The 23,316-nt window shown below is 61.0% G+C and carries 16 protein-coding genes; 11 read left to right on the top strand and 5 right to left on the bottom strand.

The genetic code is table 11. The annotated features are described in order from the left end of the window. Positions 1 to 170: 170 nt before the first annotated feature. On the bottom strand, positions 171 to 1,784 hold the full coding sequence (locus tag ABI_RS07305) for a sensor histidine kinase (protein ID WP_006272249.1): 1,614 nt from the start codon (positions 1,782 to 1,784) through the stop codon (positions 171 to 173). 205 nt (positions 1,785 to 1,989) lie between these two features. Between ABI_RS07305 and rpmH the strand changes: the two genes are divergently transcribed. The 5 genes from rpmH to ABI_RS07280 all read left to right on the top strand — a co-directional run bounded on the left by rpmH (position 1,990) and on the right by ABI_RS07280 (position 5,727). After that, positions 1,990 to 2,130 carry a 50S ribosomal protein L34 gene (gene rpmH / locus ABI_RS07300; protein WP_006272248.1) on the top strand — a complete coding sequence of 47 codons (141 nt, stop codon included), beginning with the start codon at positions 1,990 to 1,992 and terminating at the stop codon, positions 2,128 to 2,130. A 95-nt stretch (positions 2,131 to 2,225) separates the two neighbouring features. Beyond that, positions 2,226 to 2,576 carry a ribonuclease P protein component gene (gene rnpA / locus ABI_RS07295; RefSeq protein WP_006272247.1) on the top strand — a complete coding sequence of 117 codons (351 nt, stop codon included), beginning with the start codon at positions 2,226 to 2,228 and terminating at the stop codon, positions 2,574 to 2,576. 35 nt (positions 2,577 to 2,611) lie between these two features. Then, the gene (gene yidC, locus ABI_RS07290) at positions 2,612 to 4,486 is read left to right on the top strand and encodes a membrane protein insertase YidC (RefSeq protein WP_006272246.1); all 1,875 of its coding nucleotides are present in this window, start codon (positions 2,612 to 2,614) and stop codon (positions 4,484 to 4,486) included. Next, positions 4,483 to 5,130 (top strand): ribosome biogenesis GTP-binding protein YihA/YsxC, encoded by a 648-nt coding sequence (gene yihA / locus ABI_RS07285; protein WP_006272245.1) that lies wholly within the window; start codon positions 4,483 to 4,485, stop codon positions 5,128 to 5,130. Before yidC ends, yihA begins: the two co-directional genes overlap by 4 nt. Next, positions 5,131 to 5,727 carry a hypothetical protein gene (locus ABI_RS07280; protein ID WP_006272244.1) on the top strand — a complete coding sequence of 199 codons (597 nt, stop codon included), beginning with the start codon at positions 5,131 to 5,133 and terminating at the stop codon, positions 5,725 to 5,727. On the opposite strand, the gene ABI_RS07275 is transcribed toward ABI_RS07280, so the two are convergent. The 4 genes from ABI_RS07275 to ABI_RS26445 form a co-directional block, all read right to left on the bottom strand. Continuing rightward, entirely contained in the window at positions 5,728 to 8,181 is a 2,454-nt protein-coding gene (locus ABI_RS07275) for a beta strand repeat-containing protein (RefSeq protein WP_006272243.1), read from the bottom strand. It lies immediately after the preceding gene. A gap of 250 nt (positions 8,182 to 8,431) precedes the next feature. Further along, positions 8,432 to 10,924 (bottom strand): beta strand repeat-containing protein, encoded by a 2,493-nt coding sequence (locus ABI_RS07270; RefSeq protein ID WP_050808215.1) that lies wholly within the window; start codon positions 10,922 to 10,924, stop codon positions 8,432 to 8,434. Beyond that, on the bottom strand, positions 10,864 to 14,250 hold the full coding sequence (locus ABI_RS07265) for a M10 family metallopeptidase C-terminal domain-containing protein (RefSeq protein ID WP_006272241.1): 3,387 nt from the start codon (positions 14,248 to 14,250) through the stop codon (positions 10,864 to 10,866). The genes ABI_RS07270 and ABI_RS07265 overlap by 61 nt, the downstream gene beginning before the upstream one ends. 164 nt (positions 14,251 to 14,414) lie before the next feature. After that, a complete protein-coding gene (locus ABI_RS26445; protein WP_006272240.1) occupies positions 14,415 to 18,539 on the bottom strand; it encodes a M10 family metallopeptidase C-terminal domain-containing protein in 4,125 nt (1,374 codons plus the stop codon). Positions 18,540 to 18,813: 274 nt separating this feature from the next. Here ABI_RS26445 and argB point away from each other — a divergent pair, with 274 nt between their 5' ends. The 6 genes from argB to ABI_RS07230 all read left to right on the top strand — a co-directional run bounded on the left by argB (position 18,814) and on the right by ABI_RS07230 (position 23,223). Next, positions 18,814 to 19,758, top strand: coding sequence for an acetylglutamate kinase (argB, locus tag ABI_RS07255; protein ID WP_040309020.1), 945 nt, complete (start codon positions 18,814 to 18,816; stop codon positions 19,756 to 19,758). 94 nt (positions 19,759 to 19,852) lie between these two features. Then, positions 19,853 to 20,509: a pyrimidine 5'-nucleotidase gene (locus tag ABI_RS07250; RefSeq protein ID WP_006272238.1), complete on the top strand. Its 657-nt coding sequence runs from the start codon at positions 19,853 to 19,855 to the stop codon at positions 20,507 to 20,509. Positions 20,510 to 20,595: 86 nt separating this feature from the next. Continuing rightward, complete coding sequence (locus ABI_RS07245) at positions 20,596 to 21,012, top strand: hypothetical protein (RefSeq protein ID WP_006272237.1); 417 nt, start codon at positions 20,596 to 20,598, stop codon at positions 21,010 to 21,012. Continuing rightward, positions 21,009 to 21,836: a DUF2145 domain-containing protein gene (locus tag ABI_RS07240; protein ID WP_006272236.1), complete on the top strand. Its 828-nt coding sequence runs from the start codon at positions 21,009 to 21,011 to the stop codon at positions 21,834 to 21,836. Before ABI_RS07245 ends, ABI_RS07240 begins: the two co-directional genes overlap by 4 nt. 41 nt (positions 21,837 to 21,877) lie before the next feature. After that, positions 21,878 to 22,726, top strand: a complete 849-nt coding sequence (dapD, locus tag ABI_RS07235; RefSeq protein WP_006272235.1) for a 2,3,4,5-tetrahydropyridine-2,6-dicarboxylate N-succinyltransferase — start codon at positions 21,878 to 21,880, stop codon at positions 22,724 to 22,726. Further along, on the top strand, positions 22,726 to 23,223 hold the full coding sequence (locus tag ABI_RS07230) for a DinB family protein (protein WP_006272234.1): 498 nt from the start codon (positions 22,726 to 22,728) through the stop codon (positions 23,221 to 23,223). The genes dapD and ABI_RS07230 overlap by 1 nt, the downstream gene beginning before the upstream one ends. The last annotated feature ends 93 nt before the right edge of the window (positions 23,224 to 23,316 follow it).

Raw genomic sequence — 23,316 nt, 5'->3', positions numbered from 1 at the left:
CGTCAGAACAAAGGAAATTGGGGGTGAAATAAAGCGTTTTCCAGTCATTTTGAATCGTACCAGCGGTATATAAAGTGGTACGCGAATTTCAACCTAAAGTGAGCAGAGCCATTCTCGATCTGACTTTCAAAACTCCGACAAACTGGAGGTAAAGTCGTGGTGGAGAATCATCAGCCCTTCAGCGGCAGCTTGATTTCGAACGTCGTGCCCCCGGCGCCGGTGGCAGCCAGGCGGACATCGCCACCGTGAATCTGCGCCAGTTCGCGCGCAATCGCCAGGCCCAGGCCCGAACCACCCGGCGTCAGAGAGGATGTAAAGGGCTGGAACAGCTTTTCGCGGATCTTTTCCGGTATGCCTGGACCGTTGTCAGCCACCAGCAACAGCACCTCGTCCGCCGTCTTGATCGCCGTCAGCGTAACCCGTCCCCGCGACTTGCGGTTGGGCTGAAGTTCGATGGCCTGGCGGGCATTGCGCATCAGATTGACCAGCAGACGGTGAAGTTGCTCCGGGTCGGCTTCCAGATGGAAGCCCTTTGAGGCCTTCAGGGTGAACTTGACGGGCTCGGGCGATTGCGCGGTCAGGCCCAGGCCGGAATCCTCCGCCGCCGCCTCGGCAAGATCCTTCAGGTTGATGATCTGGATCTGCGGCGCGTGTTCATCCGACTTGCCGTAGGTCAGCACGTTGGTCGCCAGCGAAAGAGCCCGGTCGAGCGCCCGTTCCAAGCGTGGCAGGGCCTTGGCCACGGTCGGGTCGTCCGAGACGGCCGACAAGCGGTCCGACGCCATCCGGGCCGAGGTCAGCATGTTGCGCAGGTCGTGATTGATCTTCGACACCGCCTGGCCCAGCGCCGCCAGCCGCGCCCGTGAGCGCAGCGAGTTGCGCACCTCTTCCTGCATCGAGGCCAGTTCGCGCTCGATCTGGCCGATCTCATCGCGACGGTTCGAATGCGCCGCCTTCAGTTGCGGGTCCTCGGGATTCGACCGGAAGGTCTGGATGACCCGGGTCAGGCGCCGGATCGGCCGAACGATAAAGCCCGACAGAGCGGCGAACACCAGAACGCCGGCGGCAAACGAAATCCCCAGACTGACCCGCAGCATGTCCAGCAGGCTGGATTTCAGCACCTGTTTCAGCGGCTCGGCCTTGACGACGATCTGGATCAACTGCCCCGAACGAACCCGCGGCACGGCCTGAACGTGTATCAGGCGGTCTTCGCTGGCCATCAGGGTCCGCCAGGGCGCCCACAGGTAACGCAGGTCCTCGATGGGATTGTCGCGCGGCCGGTTCAACTGCATGACCTGGTTCGGCACCACTGTGTTGGGGTCGAACAGACGATAGTTGCGCGGCCCGTCCTCGATGGCCAGGTACAGGACATTGGCGCTGCTCAGCAGTTGCGACGACATCTGTTTCGAAACGGTATTTTCGACGGAGGTGTCGATGGCCTGGGAGGCGATCTCAGCGCGGCGCATGGTGTCGTCCAGCCAGCGCTTCTGATCGGCGGCTAGGGACGGAATCACGATCACCGCCTCGACGATCAGGATAAAACCGAAGGTCATGACCAGCAGTTGGCCCGACAGGCTGAAGGCGAAGCGGCGGGCGGCATCGAATCCGGTCAGGCCGTATTTCAGTGACAACGCCGCGAGAAGGTTCAGGGCGCGCGCCAGTCGGTCGGCGTAGAAACCCATCCGCGCCTTGCGGGTCTCCGGCGAGATCTTGCGCCTGCGGCGTGAAGGGCCGGCGTCGAGCTTGCCAGACTTACTCTGACCAGATTTGCCGTGGTCGAACACTGGGCTTGGTTCCCGTCAACATGAGCCGCGATTTTGACGCTGCGATTTAGGCGCCAAGATTCTGGCCGCCCACTATACTATAACTGAATTAGGGCGCAAAACGTGCAAATAAGATTGACAAGCCAGGTAGGCTGGATTATCCACCCGCCTCTTTGCAATTTTCGGCGTCCGTATGGGCGCCCCGATATCATCCGGAGTTACCCTCATGGGAACGAAGCGTACCTATCAGCCGAGCCGCCTGGTCCGCAAGCGCCGTCACGGCTACCGCAGCCGTATGGCCACGAAGAATGGCCAGAAGATCGTCGCGCGCCGCCGCGCCAAGGGCCGCAAGCGCCTGACGGCCTAATCGGTCAAGAATCCGAATCTGTTTTGAGAAGGGCCCTTGAGTTCGCTTGGGGGCCCTTCTTGCATGTTTAAACGCCACACCCATCTCTTTCGCGCATGATCCGCCTCCAACACCGCGCCGATTTCCTCAGGGCTGCCAAGGCTGCCTACGCTGCCCGCACCGGTGTTGTGGTCCAGGCCAGGCTGCGCGACGACGACAGCGCCGATGTCCGGGTGGGGTTCACAGCAACGAAAAAGATTGGCAACGCCGTTGTCCGCAACCGCGTCAAGCGGCGTTTGCGTGAGGCGGCACGAAGCTTGCTGCCCGATCTCGGCCGTCCCGGCCACGACTATGTCTTCATCGCCCGCGCCGGTACATTCGAGCGCCCCTGGCAGGCTTTACTTGACGATGTCAAAGCCGCCCTGATAAGGCTCGGCGCGAATAAACCGGCCCGCACGGAGCCTTAAGTCCTCCGGCCGCCATCAGGAAAAAGACCGTTCGAATGAACAACAATTCGCAAGACACCAGGAACATGATCTATTTCCTGATCGCCAGCATGGTTCTGCTGTTCGGCTATCAGTACTTCGTCACCGGTCCGCAACAGAAGAAGGCTCAGGAACAGCGCGCCGTTGCCGCCGCTCAGGCCTCGGCGTCGTCCAGCAGCGCCGTGGCCGCGGGCCTGCCCGTGACCGGCGCGGCGGCCGTCATGACCCGCGAACAGGCCATTGCCGCCGCACCGCGCGTAAAGATCGACACCCCGTCGCTGCGCGGCAGCCTGTCGCTGAAGGGCGCCCTGGTCGATGACCTTTACCTGAAGTCGTACAAGGAAACCACCAAGGCGGGATCGCCCGACGTGGAACTGCTTCGTCCGGCCGGTTCAGATCGCGCCTATTATGTCCAGTCGGGCTATATCGGCCAGAACATCCCCGGCCTGCCCGACGCCAATACTATGTGGAACCTGCAGTCCGGCAACGTCCTGTCGCCCGGCAAGCCTGTCGTCCTGACCCACGACAATGGCGCCGGATTGATGTTTACCCGCACCCTGTCCATCGACGACAACTACATGATCACGGTGGCGGAAGCTGTCGCCAATACGGGCGCTGGTCCGGTCGCCTTCTCACCCTATTCGACCGTGATACGCTTTGACATGCCGGCCGGACTGGACCGTACGGGTGTCGTCCATGAAGGCGCCATTGCCACCTTCCCGAACAAGATTGAGGCCGGCAAGATCGACCGCTACAAGACCCAGTCCCTGAAATACAAGGACATGGCCAAGGAGCCGGAAAAGAAGGTGTTCAAGGACGTTGCGTCAGTCGGCGGCTGGTTCGGTCTCACCGACAAGTATTGGATGGCGGCGGTCATTCCGGCCCAGGATCAGCCGGTGCGCTTCACCACCCAGGCCAATGTCCAGAACAATAAGCCGATCTACCGCGCCGGCTATCTCGACGAAACCGTCACCGTCGCCCCGGGTCAGACCTGGCAGAGCCAGTCGCATATCTTCGCCGGCGCCAAGCTGAACTCGCAGCTCCAGGCCTATGAGAACGACCTGAAGATTCCGCGTTTCGGTTACGCCACCGACTGGGGTTCGCTGCAGTTCCTGACCTATCCGATGTACTGGCTGCTGGACAAGCTCTACGGCTTCCTGGGCAATTTCGGCTTCGCCATTCTGGCCCTGACCGTCATCGTCAAGATCGTCTTCTACCCGCTGGCCCACAAGGCCTATGAGTCGATGACCAAGATGAAGCAGGTTCAGGACCGCCTGAAACCCAAGCTGGACGCCATCAAGAGCCGCTTCCCGGACGATCCGCAGAAGCAGCAGGAAGCGACCATGAAGCTGTACCAGGACGAGAAGGTCAATCCGATGGCCGGCCTGGGCGGCTGTCTGCCAATGCTGCTGCAGATCCCGGTCTTCTGGGCGCTGTACAAGGTGCTCATCCTGGCCATCGAAATGCGCCACGCCCCCTTCTTCGGCTGGATCAAGGACCTGTCGGCGCCCGACCCCACCTCCTTTGTCAACCTGTTCGGCCTGCTGCCGTTCGAGCCGGCCACCGTGCCGCTGATCGGCGGCATCCTGGCCGGTCCGCTGCATCTGGGCGTGGTGGCCATCCTGTACGGCCTCTCGATGTGGCTGAGCCAGCAGATGACCCCGACAGCCAATGTCGATCCGATGCAGAAGAAAATGCTGGCCTTCATGCCGGTTATCCTGACCTTCTTCATGGCCCAGGTTGCCGTCGGCCTGATCATCTACTGGATCTGGTCGAACATCCTGACCATCTTCCAGCAATGGACCATCATGCACCGCCTGAAGGTCGAAAACCCCATCGACACCGGCATCGGCAAGGTACGGGCCTTGCTTGACAGGAAGAAGGCCGCGTGACCGAATCCCCTTACGACGACGAAACCCTGGAGGCGGGACGGCTGCTGTTTGCCCGCGCAGCCACCTTCGTCATGGGTGCGGCCAAGGTCGAACAACTGCCCGACACGTCTCAGCCGGAAGTGGCCTTCGCCGGCCGCTCCAATGTCGGCAAGTCGTCGCTGATCAATGCCGTGGTCGGTATGAAGGCGCTGGCCCGGGCCTCGAACGAGCCCGGCCGCACGCGCGAGGTCAACTTCTTCAACGTCAATGGCCAACTTCATTTGGTCGATTTGCCGGGCTATGGCTGGGCCAAGGCGTCCAAGGTCACGGTCAAGAAGTTCCAGAACCTGGGCAGAGACTATCTGCGCGGACGGCCGAACCTGAAACGGGCCTATCTGCTGATCGACGCCCGCCATGGCCTGAAAGAGGTCGACAAGGAGCCGATGGACGCGCTGGACGTCGCCGCCGTGTCCTACCAGATCGTCCTGACCAAGGCCGACAAGATCAAGCCGGCGGAACTGGCCAAGGTCATCGAGGCCACCCAGGCCGGGGTCAAGAAACGCCCGGCAGCCCACCCCCTGGTGCTGGCGACCTCGTCGGAGACCGGTTTCGGAATCGCCGAACTGCGCGCCGAAATCATGCGCGTGTGCGAGGTTACGCCGTAGATGGGCCTGGAAGCCGACAGCGTGTTGATCACCGCTGATGGCCAGGTCGCCGTCAAGGCTCTGCTGGAGACCCATGAGCTGATCCTGCGGGGCGGGTTTCGCAAGACGTTCGCGCGAAAGGATATTCTGCATCCCCGCGGCCAGGACGACCGCGTACTGTTCGAATATGGCGGAGGGACCTGGACCCTCGCCCTGCCGCCCGGCAAGGCGGACACTTGGGTCAAGAAGCTGACGACGCCGCTGCCGACTCTGGCTGCGAAGCTGGGCGTCGATGCGGCACATAGGGTGCTGGTGCGCGGTGATATCTCTGATCCAGCCCTGGCGGAAGCGCTGGACGGTGCCGTCACCGTCGAACCGGCGCAGGCCGCTCAGGGTGTGATCGTCGCCCTGAGCGAAGACGACCTGACCACCGCCCTGTCGGAATTGACCGCCCTCCTGCCAGCGGCGGCGCTGTGGATCATCTATCCCAAGGGCAGCAAGTCCGCCCTGCCCGAAGCCGTCGTCCGTCAACACCTGCATGGGGTCGGCTATGTCGACACCAAGACCAGCGGCGTTTCGGATGTGCTGACGGCCCTGCGCTTTTCGAAGCGGAAGTAGCTACCAGACGATATGCGCCAGGACGTCGTCGACGACAGCGTCCACGACCCTAATATCGTTCCAACCACCGGCGGTGATCAGGACATCGGCTCCGGATTGGGTAACTGCGCCGGTGTTGGCCACGCCGCCTGTCCATCCATTGAGATTGATAATATCGGCGTGCGCCGCCGTGAAGTCACCTATGTATTCGTGGGCGTTGATGGATTCGAACAGGAAGACATCACTGCCAAGCCCGCCGTACAAATAGTCACTCCCGCCTTTGCCATTCAGCACGTTATTGCCGGAATTGCCCACCAGAACGTTCCCCATCGAATTGCCGGTCGCCGTCAAATCCTCAGATCCTGCCAAACGGAGAAGTTCAATATGGGTGCCATGCAGCGAGTAGGACACGCTTGCCTCAATCTCATCGGTACCCTGAAGGTAGGCTTCGACGACCTTGTCGCCGACGGAATCGACATAATAAGTATCGTGCCCATCGCCCCCGACAAGAGTGTCATCACCGGCTCTGCCATCCAGGATATTGTGGTTGGAATTCCCGGCCAGGACGTTGTTCAGCGCATTACCCGTGCCACTTTGACCCCAGTATATCGAACCGATCATAGTCAGATTTTCAATTTCGGCGCCCAAGGTGTAGGTCGTATAGGCCAACACTAAGTCGGTGCCCTCGCTCGCGGCTTCCGTCACGATATCGCCGGCTGCATCCACGGTGTAGCTATCGTCACCCGTTCCGCCAATCAGAGTATCGTTGCCCCCGCCACCGTTCAGATGGTTGTCGCCGCTATTGCCAGTGATCCTGTTCGCCAGACTGTTGCCGATGACAACCAGGTCACCGTCACCGGTCATGATCACAGACTCGATGGCACGACCGAACAGGGAGTAGCTGACCGAGGTATAGATCAGGTCGGTACCTTCGTAGTGCAATTCTTCTACCCGATCCGACAGACTATCGACATAGTAGGTATCGTCGCCCAGGCCCCCGATCAGTGTGTCGTTGCCCCCGCCACCGTTCAGTTGGTTGTCGCCGCCATTGCCCGTGATCGTGTTCGCCAGACTGTTCCCGGTGACAACCAGATCGCCGTCACCGGTCATGATCAGCGACTCGACGGCGCGACCAAACAGGGAATAGCTGACCGATGTATAGATCAGGTCGGTGCCTTCGTAGTGCAGTTCCACCACGCGGTCGGACAGGCTGTCGATGTAATAGGTGTCGTTGCCCGTGCCGCCGATCAGGGTGTCGTTCCCAGCCATACCGTCCAGCCGATTGGCACCGGCGCCGCCCGTTATCAGATTGTTGCCGCCATTTCCGGTGCCATGGAGATTGCCCGAGCCGGTCAGGGTCAGGGACTCGACCTCAGCGGCGAGGATCAGGCTGATCGCGGATTCGACCAGGTCGGCGCCGCCGTCGGCGACTTCGATCACCTGATCGCCGGCTGTATTGACCACATAGGTGTCGTTGCCCGCACCGCCGGCCAGGGTGTCATAGCCAGTGCCACCATCAAGGCGGTTGTGACCGGCATTTCCATTGAGGCGATTGGCCAGGGAGTTGCCGGTCACATCAATGTCTTGCGTTCCCGTTAACGTCAGCACCTCAGCATGCACGCCGCGCAGCCCAAAGCTGACCGAGGACAGGATGGTGTCAGCGCCTTCGCCGCGGGCTTCTTTGACGACATCACCGGCATGATCGACCAAATAGATGTCGTCACCCAGTCCACCAGCCATCGTGTCGCTACCCAGGCCACCGTCCAACAGGTTGTTGCCGCTGTTTCCTGTCAGGGTGTTAGCCAGGTCATTGCCCGCGGCGTCCAGATTTGCCGAGCCCGACAGCGTCAAGATCTCGATATGGCGCCCGTCGAGCGAATAACTCACACCGGCAATGACGGTATCCACGCCGGCATTGGCATCTTCGAGCACCACGTCACCGGACTCGTCGACGACATAGGTGTCGTCGCCCTGCCCACCGGCCAGGCTATCGGCACCAGCCGCTCCATCGAGTCGGTTTCGACCGCTGTTTCCAGTAAGGTAATTGGCAAAGAGGTTGCCCGTCGCCTCGAAGTCGCCGTAGTATCGCAGCACCAGATTTTCGATATTGAGTCCATACAGGGAATAAGACTCTCCCACGATAAGCGTGTCCGTTCCGCCATCAGGGCGCTCGTCCACCGTATCGACGCCGACGTCAAACTCGTAGGTGTCGTCGCCGGTGCCCCCGACCATGACCACGCCATCCAGGTAGTCGTTCCCGGCCTCGCCATAGAGGCGATCATACCCAAACCATCCGAGCAGGCGGTCATTGCCTGCCCCGCCATACAACAGGTCGTTGCCGTCCGAGCCCCAAAGTGTGTCATTGCCCCCCAGGCCACGGATCGTGTCGTTGCCGTCTTCACCGATGACCCAGTCATCTTCTTCGGTCGCCCGATAGCTGTCGTCACCGTCGGTCAGGTCTCTGAAATTCGACATTCCGCTGCCTCCAATAAAGCCACCCCCTACGAACGCGCAGATATTGCGATCCGCCGGAGCGCGATCAGGCGTTTACTATCCCATGCAGCACAATACGCGGCGGCACCGGCTAGCGCATTGACGTCAATCAACCCTCCTGGGCCTCGCTGTCGCAGATCATAGCGGCGTCAGTAACACGGCAAAACGAAGCCCGGCAGTACTATCTGCCGGGCTTCGCATTCATCTCAGATCACAAGGTGTCGCGAGGCGTTTACCAGACCATGTGCGCCAGCACGTCCCCAACGGCAGCGCCCGTCACTGTGATGACATTGCCGCCGCCCAGGCTGATCAGGACGTTCAGGCCCGACTGGGTTACCAGACCGGCATTGGCCACGCCACCGGTGTAGGCGTTGACGTTGATGCTGTCGTTCTGGATCGCGCTGAAGTCGGTGATGGTGTCGGCACCGCTGGCGGTTTCGAACAGAAAGAGGTCCGCATTAAGACCGCCGCTCAGGATATCCGCCCCGCCCTTGCCGTTGATCGTGTTCATGCCGTCATTGCCGAGCAGAGTATTAGCCAGGCTGTTGCCCGTGGCGTTGATATTAGCTGAACCATTCAGGACGAGCGTTTCGGCGAAACGGCCATTCAGGGTGTAGGTGACCGTCGAGTAGATCATGTCCGTGCCTGCGCCGCCAGCTTCAACGACGTTATCGCCCGTGTTCTGGATATAGTAGGTGTCGTTACCCAGACCGCCGGTCAGGATGTTGTTACTGCCATTGCCGGCCAGGATATTGTTGAGATCATTGCCGGTACCGTTGATCGCCAATGCGCCGGTAAGGGTCAGTTGGTCGAGATTGGCGCCCAGTATGTAGGTGAGCGAGGATTCGACCAGATCGGTGCCGGCTGCCGCACCCTCGGTGATCACGTCGCCGGCGTTGTCGACGACATAGGTATCATTGCCGGTGCCGCCGATCAGGCTGTCAGCGCCCAGGCCACCGTCGAGCCGGTCATGGCCGCCGGAGCCGTCAAGCGTATTGGCGCCGTCATTGCCGATCAGGGTGTTAGCCAGGCTGTTCCCAGTGGCATTGAGCGCCGCTACCCCGGTCAGGGTCAGGTTTTCCACCTGCCTGCCGGCCAGCGAATAGGTCACCGAAGATATGATGGTGTCGATGCCGGCATTGCTGGCTTCGACGACATTGTCGCCGGTGTTCTGGATATAGTAGCTGTCGTCGCCCGTTCCGCCGCTCAGCACGTTGTTGGCCGAATTGCCGGTCAGGATGTTGGCCGCTCCGTTGCCGGTGCCATCGATCACCGCAGAACCGGTCAGAACCAGGTTTTCAAAACCGTCCGTCAAGGTCCAGGTCAGGGAGGACTGGACCGTGTCGGTGCCTTCGCCTGGCGTTTCGCTGACCAGATCAAGTGCATCATCGATGACGACGGTGTCGTCACCAAGTCCTCCGGTCATCAGGTCGGCACCAACACCGCCGATCAACGAGTCATTGCCGCCGAAACCGGACAAGGTGTCATTGCCGCTGCTGCCGTTGAGGACGTTGTTGCTGTCATTGCCGGCCAGCACATTGTTGAACGTATTGCCCGTGCCATTGATGGCCGCCCCATTCAGCAGGGTCAGGTTTTCAACCTGTTTTCCACCCAGGTTATAGGTAATCGTCGAACGGACCTCGTCGGTGCCCTGATTGCTGATCTCGGTGACCACATCGCCGGCATCGGCGACGACATAGGTGTCATTGCCCAATCCGCCCAGCAGGGTGTCGTTGCCAGCGCCGCCTGTCAACTGGTCATTGCCGCCCAGGCCGGTCAGGGTATTGTTGCTGCCGTTGCCTTCCAGGACATTGTCCAGGTCATTGCCGGTGCCTGACGTGCCGCCGATGCCGGTAAGGTTCAGGATTTCCAGATTGGCGCCCAGGGTGAAACTGATCTCCGCATAGACCAGGTCAATACCTTCGGCTGCCAGCTCGGTGATCGTATCGCCGATGGCATCGATGACATACGCGTCGTTGCCGATGCCCCCCACCAGGCTGTCATTGCCGGTCCCGCCATCCAGATAGTCGTCGCCCCCCAAACCGGCAAGCGTATTGTTACCGGTCTGGCCGAAGATGAAGTTGGTCAGACCGTTGCCCGTTCCGCTGAGGTCGGCGCTGCCTTGCAGGTACATGTTTTCGACATTATCGCCCAGCGTATAACTGACGGTCGAATTGACCCTGTCTTCGCCATCATCGGCCTGCTCGGTCACGACGTCGCCTGCCGACTCGACAATATAGGTGTCATTGCCTTCGCCACCAACCAGGGTATCAAGGCCTGCGCCGCCGTCCAGCGAGTCATTGCCGTCGCCCGTCGTGATCGCGTTGGCAACCGCCGTGCCGATTACCGTGTCATTGCCGTCGCCGGTGATGGCGTTTTCAAAATTGACGTAGCTTTCGCCGCCATAATTGGTGGCGCCCGTCACCAGGTTCACGCTGTACTCGGCAAAAACCGATGTCGTATCGATCGTGTCGGTTCCGGTGCCGCCGTCGATAACCTCACTGGTCGCTGTCAACCCGGCAAATACGTAGTCATTGCCACCGCCGGCATTATAGGTGCCTTGGCCGGACGATGTGATGACGTCATTGCCGTCGCCGCCATCCACCGAGTCATTACCATTCGAGGCCTGTCCGGCGATGATCGTATCATTACCGCTGCCGCCGATCAGGGTATCGTCGCCTGCGCCACCGGTGATCGAGTCGCTGTTGGTGCCACCGTCCAGCATATTGTTGCCGGCGTTCCCCGCAAAGTGTTGGCCAGGCCGTTACCCGTGCCGTTGATGTTGCCCGCGCCGTCAGCCAGGGTCAGGTTTTCCACCTGTTTGCCACTGAGGCTGTAGGTTACGGAGGATACGATCAGGTCAATACCGGCATTGTTCGCTTCGACGACATTGTCGGCGGCGTTCTGGATGACGTAGGTATCGTCTCCTGCACCGCCGGTCAGGACGTTGGTACCGGAGTTTCCGGTCAGAACATTGTTACCGGCATGGCCGGTACCGTTGATATTGGCCGAACCCGTCAGGGTCAGGTTTTCGACATAGGCACCCAGCGTGTAGGTGATCGAGGATTCGACCAGGTCGGTACCGGTCATATACTCATTTTCATTCACAACGTCGCCGACCGCATCGACAACATAGGTGTCATTACCGTCGAAGCCGATCAGGCTGTCGTTGCCCGTTCCGCCATCCAGCCGGTCGTCGCCGTTTTGCCCGTCCAGGGTGTCGTGCCCGCCACTGCCTGAGAGGATGTTGTTGCCCTCAGTGCCGCGGATATCATTGGCCAGGCCGTTGCCGGTGCCGTTGAGATTACCGTTACCCGCCAGGTAGAGATTTTCGATCTGCTTGCCAGCCAGCGAATAGTCGATCAGAGACAGGACCAGATCTGTTCCGGCACCGGCTGCCTCGATGATGACATCACCCGCACTTTGGATCCAGTAGGTGTCGTTGCCCAGGCCGCCGGCCATAGTATTGGCGCCGCCCTGACCATTGATCAGGTTGGCGTTGTCATCGCCAGTCAGGCTGTCGTCGTGGAACGATCCTGCCAGATTGCGGAAATTGACCAGGGTATCGGTACCGGCGCCGATAGTATTCTGCGCCGTGCCCTGCAGAGCCAGGGAGACAGTCACCGCACCCGACGCCGCGAAATAGCTTGCCGTATTGTTGCCGGTGCCGCCATCCAGGCTATCATCTCCGGCGCCCCCGGTCAGATAATCATCCCCGGCCACGCCCATAAGAGTGTCATCGCCGGCTCCGCCATCCATGGCATCGACCCCGTCAGCCGGATTGGGCAACGCCGGCGGAAGCGCGTTACCGGCCAGAGATACTTGCAGCGTGTAGCCGTCACCGACGTCGAGCGGCAGGGAGGTGGTCGTCGTAGAATATTTGCCGACGCGGATATAATAGGTGCCGGCGGCTGTGAAGGTGTAGCTCAGGAAGGAATCGGCTCCTGACGTGCTGCCACCACCGCCCTCAGACGTGCCGGAATCGTCGTCAAAGGCCAGACGCGTACCGCCCGCATCAAACAGTTCGACGAAGGAATCCAGGCTAACCGAGGCGTCGATGTCGAACGTACCGACGACGCCTGCGGCATCGACAACAAAGCTGTACATGTCATAGAAGCCATCGCCGGTGCCCGTTACCGTCGTGTGCGGCGCCGTGGTCGAATTGGCAATATTGGCATCGCTGTTCAGGCCGAACGAGGCCGCCGGCAAATTGATCGCGTTAGCGATGGTGTCATGCTGTTGCAGGCCCGTTTCATTCAGGGTCTGCGCGGCGCCGGGCAGATCGGTCGCGCCGTAGATGAAGTCATTGCCACCCAATCCGTTCAGCACGTCGTAACTTCCGGTACCGCCATAGATGACATTGGCCAGGTCGTTACCGTTACCGGTCGCATCCGTCGTGGTGAGCAAGGTCAGGTTTTCAACGTTGGCTCCCAGGGTAAAGCTGCTGGTGGCGAACACCAGGTCCGTGCCCTGGTCGAGCGCCTCAACGACGGCGTCGGATTCGCTGTCGACAACGTAGGTGTCGTTGCCCAAACCACCGGTCAGGGTGTTGGTGGCCTGGTTGCCAATGAGCAGATCATTGCCCGAGCCGGTAATGGCATTCTCGATCAGAGACCGCGCATCGCCCTGGTATTGCAGGGCGTTGCCGATATTGCCCGGCTGAGCCGTAAAGCCGGCGAGGAGCGGCCGGGAATCACCCAGTTGCGCCAGGCTGAAGGTCGAGAACCCACCGGGGGACAGGTTGACCGTCTGGTTATTGGTGAAGTTCGAGAAATCGTATGTGTCGGTGCCGTTCCCGTCCCAGATGGTGCGGAAGATCTTGCCGACGCCGGCGACGGCATCGAATTCCGGCACGCCCTGGCCCACGCCATTGATGAACATTTCACCGGTCGTGGCGTTGAAGGTATAGACCGAATCCGTAGCGTTGCTGTTGAAATTGGCGCCGTACATGAATTGCAGAGCCGCAATATCGGCCTGCATATAGGTTTGCGGCTGATTGAACTGCTCGCCCTGGAAGGAGGCGGTGAACCCCGGCGCTGACCGGTAGGTCATGACAGACCAGGCCCATCCATCCTTGTCGGCCGGGAGAGCGGCGGTACCAAAGTGCGGTCCGGGACCGTCGAGATAGCCGCCAACCGTCAGGTCGAAGGTGGTGTAGCTGTCGTGACCGTGCTTCAGCCCCATGGTGTGGCCGATTTCGTGAATCATGGTCGCCATGCCCCAGTTACCGATCTGGGGTGTCAGATAGAAGGGCTGACCGGTCTGGCCGAACCAGATGTCGCCGTCCGAGGCGTCTGACCCCGGGAAGTTACCTTCGGCCGAGCCAGCGCCGTCGGCCGTCGTTTGGGACATGCGGATAATGCCGTGGGTTTCGGCGCTTTCCGTCACCTGGGTAAAGGTCAGGTTGGTGTAGCTGCTGATCAAAGCGAAGGCATAAAGCGCCGCAGACTGTTGGGCCGCGTTGAAGGGCACCTGCTCTGCCGTATAGGCGGGATCGTAATAGGGCGTGTTGTAGAATTCGCCGGTCGTCGGGAAGCTGAAGGTGATGTTGGTCACCGTCCAGCGCGAACCGAAGAGGGCGCCGTCGACCAGTTGGTTGCCGGTATATTCGTAGCGCGCGTCGACCGCATCATAGGTATAGGTCATGACCTCGGAAATGCCGGGCTGGGACGCATCGCGTATGCCGCTTGATGCGCCCTGCGACCCGCCCGCGCCACCAAAGCCGCCCCCACCGCCGCAACACAGGCAACCCGTCGGCGCATCACCCAAAAAATCGGATATGTCCTTGGACTCGCCAACAGTCGTGCTGTCGTGTTGGCCGGCAAATGGCCGCGCCACAAATGTCTCAGCTTTCAGCAGGAAGGCATGCCCCGAAGCGACATCTTTTGCATCAATTGCGGTTGTTTCCAAAGACACCGCGTCCGCCAGCGTCACAATTTTAAGCGGCGACAATTCCGGAGCCGGCGCAGCGGCATGCAGCAGCGAAACCTGCGCATCGGTAGCCTCAAGCCAGAGAGAATCGTCACCAAATTTACCGAATAAATTGCGCATAATGCACCCTCTAAAAAACGCTGCCGCCGAGCAGCCCGTTAAAAAAGGATAAAATGGCACACTCCTGAAACCTTGTCACGGTATAGATGTGCCGCACATAACATGGCAGCATCCTGCCCATTCGACGGGCCGGATACCGGTTCGTGGATTTGGCGAAACGACCCTTACCAGACCATGTGGGCAAGCACATCGGCCACGACAGCACCGGTCACCGTGATGACATTGCTGCCGCCCAAGGTGATCAGCACATTGCCGCCCGCCTGGGTAACGAGGCCGTTATTGGCAATCCCGCCAGTATAGGCATTGACATTAATACTGTCGTTCTGAAACGCCGAGAAATCGGCAATCGTGTCACTGCCCGCGCCCGTTTCGAATAGGAAGATGTCCGCGCCCAGTCCGCCGGTCAGGATATCGGTCCCGCCCTTGCCGTTCAGCGTGTTGATGCCGTCATTGCCGGTCAGGGTGTTAGACAGGCTGTTGCCAGTGGCATTGATATTAGCCGTCCCCGTCAGGTTGATGATCTCGGCGTAACGGGCATTGAGGCTGTAGGTTACGGCCGAGTAAATGACATCGGTGCCACCGCCGCCCAATTCGACGACATTGTCACCGGCGTTCTGGATATAATAGGTGTCATTGCCCGCCCCGCCGGTCAGGACGTTGTTGGCGCCATTGCCGGTCAACACATTGTTGAGACCATTGCCCGTCCCGTTGATCGCGGCGCTACCGGTCAGGGTCAGGCCCTCGACGTTTGCGGCAAGGGTATGGCTAAGGTCGGTTTCGACCAGGTCGGTACCGGCACCGGCGCCTTCGATCACACTGTCGGAGGCGCTGTCGATGACATAGGTATCGTTACCGCCGCCGCCGGCCAGAGTGTCCGCGCCCAGCCCGCCGTCCAGGCGGTTGGCAGCCGAATTGCCTGTCAAGACGTTACCCAGCCCGTTGCCGGTAGCACCGACCGCGCCCGATCCGGTCAGGGTCAGGTTTTCGATCTGGTCGCCCAAGCTCCAGCCTATCGCCGTCTGGATCAGGTCGATGCCTTCGGCGCCGATTTCGATAACCATGTCGCCGGCATCGTCGATGACATAGGTGTCGTCGCCCAGTCCTCCCATCAGACTGTCGGCCCCTGCTCCGCCAATCAGCGAGTCGTTGCCGGCCGCCCCGTTCAAGGTGTCACTGCCCGCGCTACCGTTGAGGACATTGGCGGCGTCATTGCCTGAGAGGAGATTATTGAAACTGTTGCCCGTGGCATTGATGGCGGCCACACCGGTCAGAATCACCGTCTCGACCTGCTTACCAACCAGGGTAAAGGTGACCGAGGCGCGAACCGTATCGCTACCCTGACTGCTGAGTTCACTGACCACATCTCCGGTCTCGTCGACGACATAGGTATCGTCGCCCAGACCACCCGACATCGTGTCATTGCCAGTCCCACCGGCGAGGCTGTCACTTCCCGCCCCGCCGCTCAGGGCGTCATCACCACCGCCCCCGTTCAGATGGTTGGCGCCGCCATTGCCGGTCACCGTATTGGCTTGGCTGTTGCCGGTGCCGTCGATATCCTCGCTGCCGGTCAAGGTCAGGATCTCGACCCCGTCCGACAAAGTCCAGGTGACCGCCGACAGGACAATGTCGGTGCCTTCGCCAGCCAGTTCGGTCACCACGTCGCCGGCACCGACGACATAAGTGTCGTTGCCCGCAGCGCCGGTGAGGCTGTCCGCGCCGTCTCCGCCATCAAGTTGGTTGTTGCCACTATTGCCGGTCAACAGATTTGCCATGGCATTGCCGGTGGCGTCGATATCGCCGGCGCCAGTCAAGGTCAGATGTTCGATCTCACGTCCGGCCAGCGACCAGGTAACAGCAGAGATGACCGTATCCGTACCGGCGCCCGCCCCTTCGCTGACGACGTCGTCAGCGCTGTCGACCACGTAGGTGTCATTACCCGTCCCGCCGTCTAGCGCGTCCATCCCCGCGCCACCGTCCAGCCAGTCATTCCCCAGCCCGCCGCTCAGGCTGTCCTCACCGCTACCGCCATCCAGGGTGTCGTTGCCATCCAGCAGCGGGGGCAGAGCATTGCCCGCCAGCGAAATCTGGAGGACATAGCTATGTCCCGCCTGCAGGGCTGCCGAGGTGGTGGCGGTCGCGAACCGGCCGACCCGCAAATAATAGGTTCCGGCCGCGGCAAACGTGTAGCTGAGCAGGGAATCGTTGGCGGCGTAGCTGCCACCGGCGCCTTCGGTGACCGCGGCATCGTCGTCATAGGCCAGTCGCGTGCCTGAGGCATCGTAGAGCTCGACAAAGCTGTCCAGGACGGCCGTCAGGTCGATGTCGAACGTACCGACCACGCCGGCTGCCTCGACGACAAAGCTGTACATGTCGTAGGTGTTGCCGCCGCCATTGCCAATGACGGTGACATGCGGCACCGTGGTCGCGTCGGCTATGTCGGGATCGCTGTTGACGCCGAAACCCAACGGCGCCAAAGCCAGGGCTGTGGCGATCGTGGCATGCGAGGCCAGGGTGGTTTCATCGATTGTCTGGGCCGCCGTACGGTACTCGTAGCTGCCGGTCAGAGTGTCGTTGCCGTCCAGCCCGTTCAGCACGTTGCTGCCAGCGCCGCCGGTGATCTGGTTGGCCAGACCATTGCCGGTGCCATCGATGTTTGCGGTGCCGGTCAGGGTCAGGTGCTCGACGTCCTCGCCCAGGGTGTAGCTGACGGTCGCAGCGATCAGGTCTGTGCCATGCCCGGACGCTTCCGTGACCACATCACCTGACGAATCCACGCCGAAGGTGTCGTCGCCTGCGCCACCGGTCATGACGTCATCGCCGGCGCCGCCGTCGAGGACATCGTTGCCGTCATTGCCAGTCAGGGCATTGGCGGCCTGGTTGCCGATCAGGATGTCGTTGCCAACACCGGCGATGGCATTTTCGATCAGCGAGCGGACATCGCCCTGATACAAAAGCGCATTGGCGATATTGCCCGGCTGAGCGGTAAAGCCTGTCACCAGCGGTCGCGAGTCACCCAGTTGCGCCTGACTGAAGGTCGAGAACTGGCCCGGACGCAGGTCGATCGTCTGGTTGTCGCTGAAGTTCGCCAGGTTGTAGGTATCGACGCCGTCGCCGTCCCAGAGGGTGCGGAAGATCTTGCCGATCCCCGTGGCGGCGTTGATTTCCGGCGTGCCCTGGCCGACACCGTTGATGAACATCTCGCCGGTGGTGGTGCTGAAGGTGTAGACCGAGTCCGTGGCATGGCTGGTGAAGTTGGCGCCATACATGAATTGCAAAGCCGCGATATCGGCCTGCATGTAGGTCTGGGGCTGGTTGTAGCGGTCGCCCTGGAAGCTGGCCGTGAACCCCGGCGCCGAGCGATAAGTCATGAGCGACCACGCCCAGCCGTCCCTGTTGGCCGGCAGCGCCGCCGTGCCATAGTGCGGCCCCGGCCCGTCCAGGTAGCCGCCATTGGTCAGGTCCAGGGTGGTGTAGTTGTCCTGACCGTGCTTCAACCCCAGGGTGTGGCCGATCTCATGCATCATGGTCGCCTGGCCCCAGTTGCCGATGGCCGGGGTCAGGTAAAAGGGTTGATTGGTGCTGCCGAACCAGATGTCGCCGTCGGAGGCGTCCGAACCAGGAAAATTGCCCTCCGCCGAGCCCAGGGCGGTGTCGTTGTCGGTTTGCGACAGGCGGATGATGCCGTGGGTCTCGGCGCTTTCGGTGACCTCGGTGAAGGTCACGCTGGTATAGCCGGCCACCAGGCTGAAGGCGTAACGCGCCGCGGTCTGCTGGGCGGCGTTGAACGGGATGTGGTTGGTCAGGTGGCCGGGTTCGTAATAGGGCGTCTCATAAAACTCAGCCGTGGCCGGGAAGCTGAAGGTGATGTTGGTCACCGTCCAGCGCGAACCGAACAGGACGGCGTCGACCAGCTGGTTGCCGGTATATTCGTAGCGTCCGTCGATCAGATCCTGATTATAGGTCATGACCTCGGACAGGCCGGCATGCGAGCCCTCGCGAAGGCCCGCCGACGGTGTGGGGCTGCCTTCGCCCTGGCTGTGGCTGCCGCCGCACAGACAACCGGACGGCGCGCCGTCATCATCGGATTTGACCGGGCCATCGGGTGCGACCACTGTTTCAGCAGCACCAGCAAACGGGCGCACGACAAAGGTCTGTGGCGCCTTCGGCTGGGCCGCCACCGGAACCGCCAGCTCTGTGATCAGCGCCGGCGCGGCCTCCAACGGAGTCAGATAGACGTCGTTGGTTCGCGACCAGACGCCGCCGGTGTCGTCATCCAGAAAGCGCATCATTCCGGTCTCCCTAAGCGTTACAGGAACGCTGCGACCCTACTGCCGGCGCGTTATCACAGGATTAAGATTCCTTTACCGCGGCAGATTCCCGACATTGCGCGCCCGGATGTTGCGAATGAGGTCTTCAACCACCAGGCTGTTCTCGCCGGGCGTTTCGGCGCAGGTCACCCGGACCGTCGCAGCGGACAGCGAAACTATGGCTTTCGTACTATAACTATGGCTTTCGTACTATTCTGTGATGACAGCATAACACTTCTCAGGTATGGCGCGCGCCATGACCAAGATCACCTCCGCCACCACCTACACCGAAGAAGAAGAAAAGGGCTGGGCCACGGCCCGGACGCTCGCCGAAGCCCTGCCCTTCATCCAGATCTATGACCGCGAAATCGTCGTGGTGAAGTACGGCGGCCACGCCATGGGCGAAGAAGCGACCGCAAAACTGTTCGCGTCGGACATCGTTCTGCTAAAGCTGCTGGGCATCCACCCGATCGTGGTCCACGGCGGCGGGCCACAGATCTCCGCCATGCTGGGCCGCGCCGGGGTCAAGTCGACCTTCGTCGACGGCCTGCGCGTCACCGACAATGCCACCATGGAAATCGCCGAAATGGTGCTGTCGGGCGCGGTCAACAAGGAGATCGCCAGTTGGATCACCCGCGCCGGTCAGGAAGCCGACGTCCGCGGCGTTGGCCTGTCGGGCAAGGATGCCGGGCTGATCACGGTCGAAAAGGCGACGCGGGTCAAGAAGGACCCGGACTCGATGATCGAGCAGATCGTCGATCTCGGCTATGTCGGCGAACCCAAGCAAGTTGACGACAAACTGATCCGCACCCTGATCGGCGACGTCAATCACGACTATGTTCCGGTCATCGCCCCGATCGGCGTGTCCGACGAAGGCCAGACGTTCAACATCAATGCCGACACCGTCGCCGGCGCCGTGGCGGCCAAGATGGAAGCCAAGCGCATGCTGCTGCTGACCGACATCATCGGCGTTCTGGATGAGAACAAGGAACTGATCCGTCAGTTGACCGTGACCGAGGCGCGCGCCCTGATCGAAAGCGGCGTTGCTTCAGGCGGCATGATCCCGAAGCTGGAAACCGCCATCGCCGCTGTCGAAGCCGGGGTCGAAGCGGTGGTTATCCTGGATGGCCGCCGGCCTCACGCCATGCTGGTGGAACTGTTCACCGAACACGGCGCCGGAACGCTGATCAAGGCGGGGTAAGGCGGCCGGCGAGCTTGTGACGGCGGCCGGCTTCTGATAGCCTGATCAGACTTCGGCGGCAAACCGTTGAAGAACCTGTTGTACGGACCGAAACTTGCCCCTTCCCGCTGCCCTTGCCCACGTCGACACCTGGATCTTCGATCTCGACCAGACCCTGTATCCGCACGAGGCCGAGGTCATGGCCCTGATCGAGGGCAAGATGACCGCCTTCGTAGCGCGCGAGACAGGTCTGTCCCAGCCCGACGCCTATGCCCTTCAAAAGTCCTATCTGTTCGAGCATGGCACCACCCTGGCCGGACTGATGGCGCATCATGGCGTTGAGCCACGCCGGTTCCTGGATGAAGTCCATGACGTTTCGCTGGATACCCTGGTGCCAGATCCGGAACTTAATGCGATGGTGGCCAGCATGAAGGGCCGCCGCATCGTCTTCACCAACGGCGACGAACCGCATGCGGTGCGCATCCTCGAAAAGCTGGAAATGACCGCGTTGTTCGACGGCGTCTTTCATCTGGAGCACGCCAACTACATTCCCAAGCCCAACCTCCTGACCTTCGAACTAATGATGAAGGCGCACATCGTCGATCCGAACACCGCTGCCTTCTTCGAAGATAGCCCGAAGAACCTCAAGCCGGCCTGTGAACTGGGCATGAAGACCATCCTGGTCGGGCCGAAGGCGGACGGCAATACCGATCCGTGGGTCCATTTTCGCGACCTGAATCTCAAAAGCTTCCTGCGCAACCACCTCGGCTAGACTCCGCGCTGGTCGATTGGCGCTTGACTCCGCCATAAATTTGAACAATGTTCATTTTGAACACCGTTCAAGTTCGAGGGGGAATCATGAAAGCTATTTATTTCACAGCCGGCCTCCTGGCGCTCAGCACCGGAGCGGCCCACGCCGACAGCCTGGCCAATGCCGCCAAGGCGTCCAACGACTCGGCCGTCGCCACGGGCGAACTGGCCGAGTCCGGCGTCAAGCTGGTGGCCGGAGCAACCGCATATCCCCTCATGGCCGGCGGATTGTCATTGGCCCTGCCCGGCGCAGCCTTAGGGTTTTCCGGTTATGACAATGACAACGGCAGCGCGATGAGCGCGGGCATTGTTGCGGCTTCACCCGGCCTGGTCCTGCTGTTTTCTGGCATTGAATTGAAGAAGTTTTCCGACGAGCCGCTGGAGATCTCTCCTGAGACCATGTCGGCCAAACCTGTGAAAACAATTCAACCCGTTCAAGCGGGCAAGGCTGCGGTCGGATCATGACGCGCCGCCTCTTGCCCGTCACCCTGGCCCTTCTGTTGTTGGGCACGCCGGCCTTTGCCGCCGATCCGTCCAAGCCGGTGGCCGACAGCGGTTTCAGTGGTCGCGCCGCTACGGCACACTATTCCGCTCCGGAAGCTGCCGCCTTCGCCAAACAGATCGAGCGCGATCTGGCCGCCAAGGGCGCGCGTGTCGCCATCGTCTTCCGCGCCGGCAAGCCGCGCAACAAGTTGCCTGAAGGCGTGTCCTACACCCACGGCGCCTTTTGGGTCTATGGCGACATCCAGGGCGGCGATGGCAAGATCTATAAGGGTTACAGCTCGTGGAACCTGTATCAGAGCGACGGCAAGACCTTGCCTGCCGACCAGTCCTACCTAGCCCAGGATTTTCCGATCGACTTTATTTCCGGCAACCAGGCCGATGACGTCGGTATCATCATCCCGACACCGGAAATGCAGCAGAAGCTGATCGCAGTCATCATGTCGCCGGCCTATGCCCGGCTGCATGTGCCGAGCTATTCTCTGGTCTCCAACCCGTTCGATCCGAAGCACCAGAACTGCACCGAATTCGTGCTGGATGTGGTGGCGACAGCGACCTGGGGCGAAAGCGACTACGCCGTTATCAAGTCGAAACTAGCGCAAAGCTTCACGCCGACGACCATCCGCGCCAACGGCTTCGAGCGCTTTTTCGGACCGTTGGTCAACCCGCTGCTCAAGATGGATGACCAGCGCGGACCGATCATCACGACGACCTATGACAGCATCGCCAGCTTCATGACAGCCAACGGGCAGGTCAAGACAAACTACGTGTTGCAACGCGAGAGTTAGGGCTTTATGGAACCCCCAAAATCTGCTTGTGGAGCCCACCAATGTCCGACCTCGCCGCCTTCAAGGATGATATCGAAGCCGCCTGGGAGGTCCGTGACACCCTGAACCCGGATTATCGCGGTCCTTACCGTGAAGCCGTCCAGGGCGCGCTCGAACTGTTGGACAGCGGCCGTTTCCGCGTCGCCGACAAGGTCGATGGCGTATGGCACACCAACCAATGGCTGAAAAAGGCCGTGCTGCTGTCCTTTCGCCTGGCCGCCAATGAGTTGATGCACACCGGCCGCGGCCTGTTCGAACAGGCGCCGCTGGGGCCCTATTGGGACAAGGTGCCAAACAAGTTCGCCAAGTGGAATGCCGAGGACTTCCAGAAGGCCGGCTTCCGCGCCGTACCGGGCGCCATCGTGCGTCAGGGCGCCTATGTCGCCAGGAACGTCGTGCTGATGCCGTCCTTCGTCAATATCGGCGCCTATGTCGATGAGGGCACCATGGTCGACGGCTGGTCGACCGTCGGTTCCTGCGCCCAGATCGGCAAGAACGTCCACCTGTCGGGCGGCGTCGGCATCGGCGGCGTGCTGGAGCCGTTGCAGGCCAATCCGACCATCATCGAGGATGACTGCTTCATCGGCGCGCGGTCCGAAGTGGCCGAAGGCGTGGTGGTCGAGCAGGGCTCGGTGCTGTCGATGGGCGTTTACCTGTCGGCTTCGACGCGCATCGTCGACCGCGCGACAGGCGAGGTCTTCCGCGGTCGCGTGCCGGCCTATTCGGTGGTAGTGCCGGGCGCCTATCCCGATCCGAAGGGCGGGCCGTCTTTGTACTGCGCCGTCATCGTCAAGCGGGTGGATGCCCAGACTCGGTCCAAGACCGGTATCAATGAGCTGCTGAGGGACTGATGGACAGTGCCACACTCGAAGCTCTGGCCCGGTTTCCGGACCAGTTGGAGGCGCATTATGGCGCCATTCCTGACGGTTTCGAGCTGTGGGCGCCAGCGTCCTGGGTCGGTTGTCCGAGTGAGCCCTATTCGGCGCTGGAACAGCTTTGCCATATCCGCGACATCGAGATCGAAGGGTATCATGTCCGTCTTGTGCGGACACTGAAAGAGGATCATCCCTTCCTGCCCGGCGTCGATGGCGACCGGCTGAAAGTTTTGCGGAGTTATTCTGAGTCGTTCGCGCCCGAAGTGCTCGCGGACATCCGACAGGCACGGGAAGAGACGTTGGTGTTATTAGCCACGGTCTCGGCCGAACAATGGCGGCGGACTTGCGACTTTGAAGACTATGGGGTCACGACCCTGCGCGGCCTGGTCCATTATCTGTGCAGTCACGACCAGCAGCATCTGGCCGGGTTGCAGTGGTTGGCCGGGAAGATCGCGAGCCGCACTGTGAGCTGATAAACGGGGTCTGGGGCCTGAGGCCCCAGTCTTCCTTATTTCCTTCCCTGCGCCCCGCCCCTTGGGGCGAGGGCTTAGGGAAGGAATAGGAAA

The organism is Asticcacaulis biprosthecium C19, assembly GCF_000204015.1.
Taxonomy (GTDB): Bacteria; Pseudomonadota; Alphaproteobacteria; order Caulobacterales; family Caulobacteraceae; genus Asticcacaulis; species Asticcacaulis biprosthecius.
Note: the sequence above shows the minus strand (reverse complement) of the source record. Positions and strands in the feature narration are given on the sequence as shown.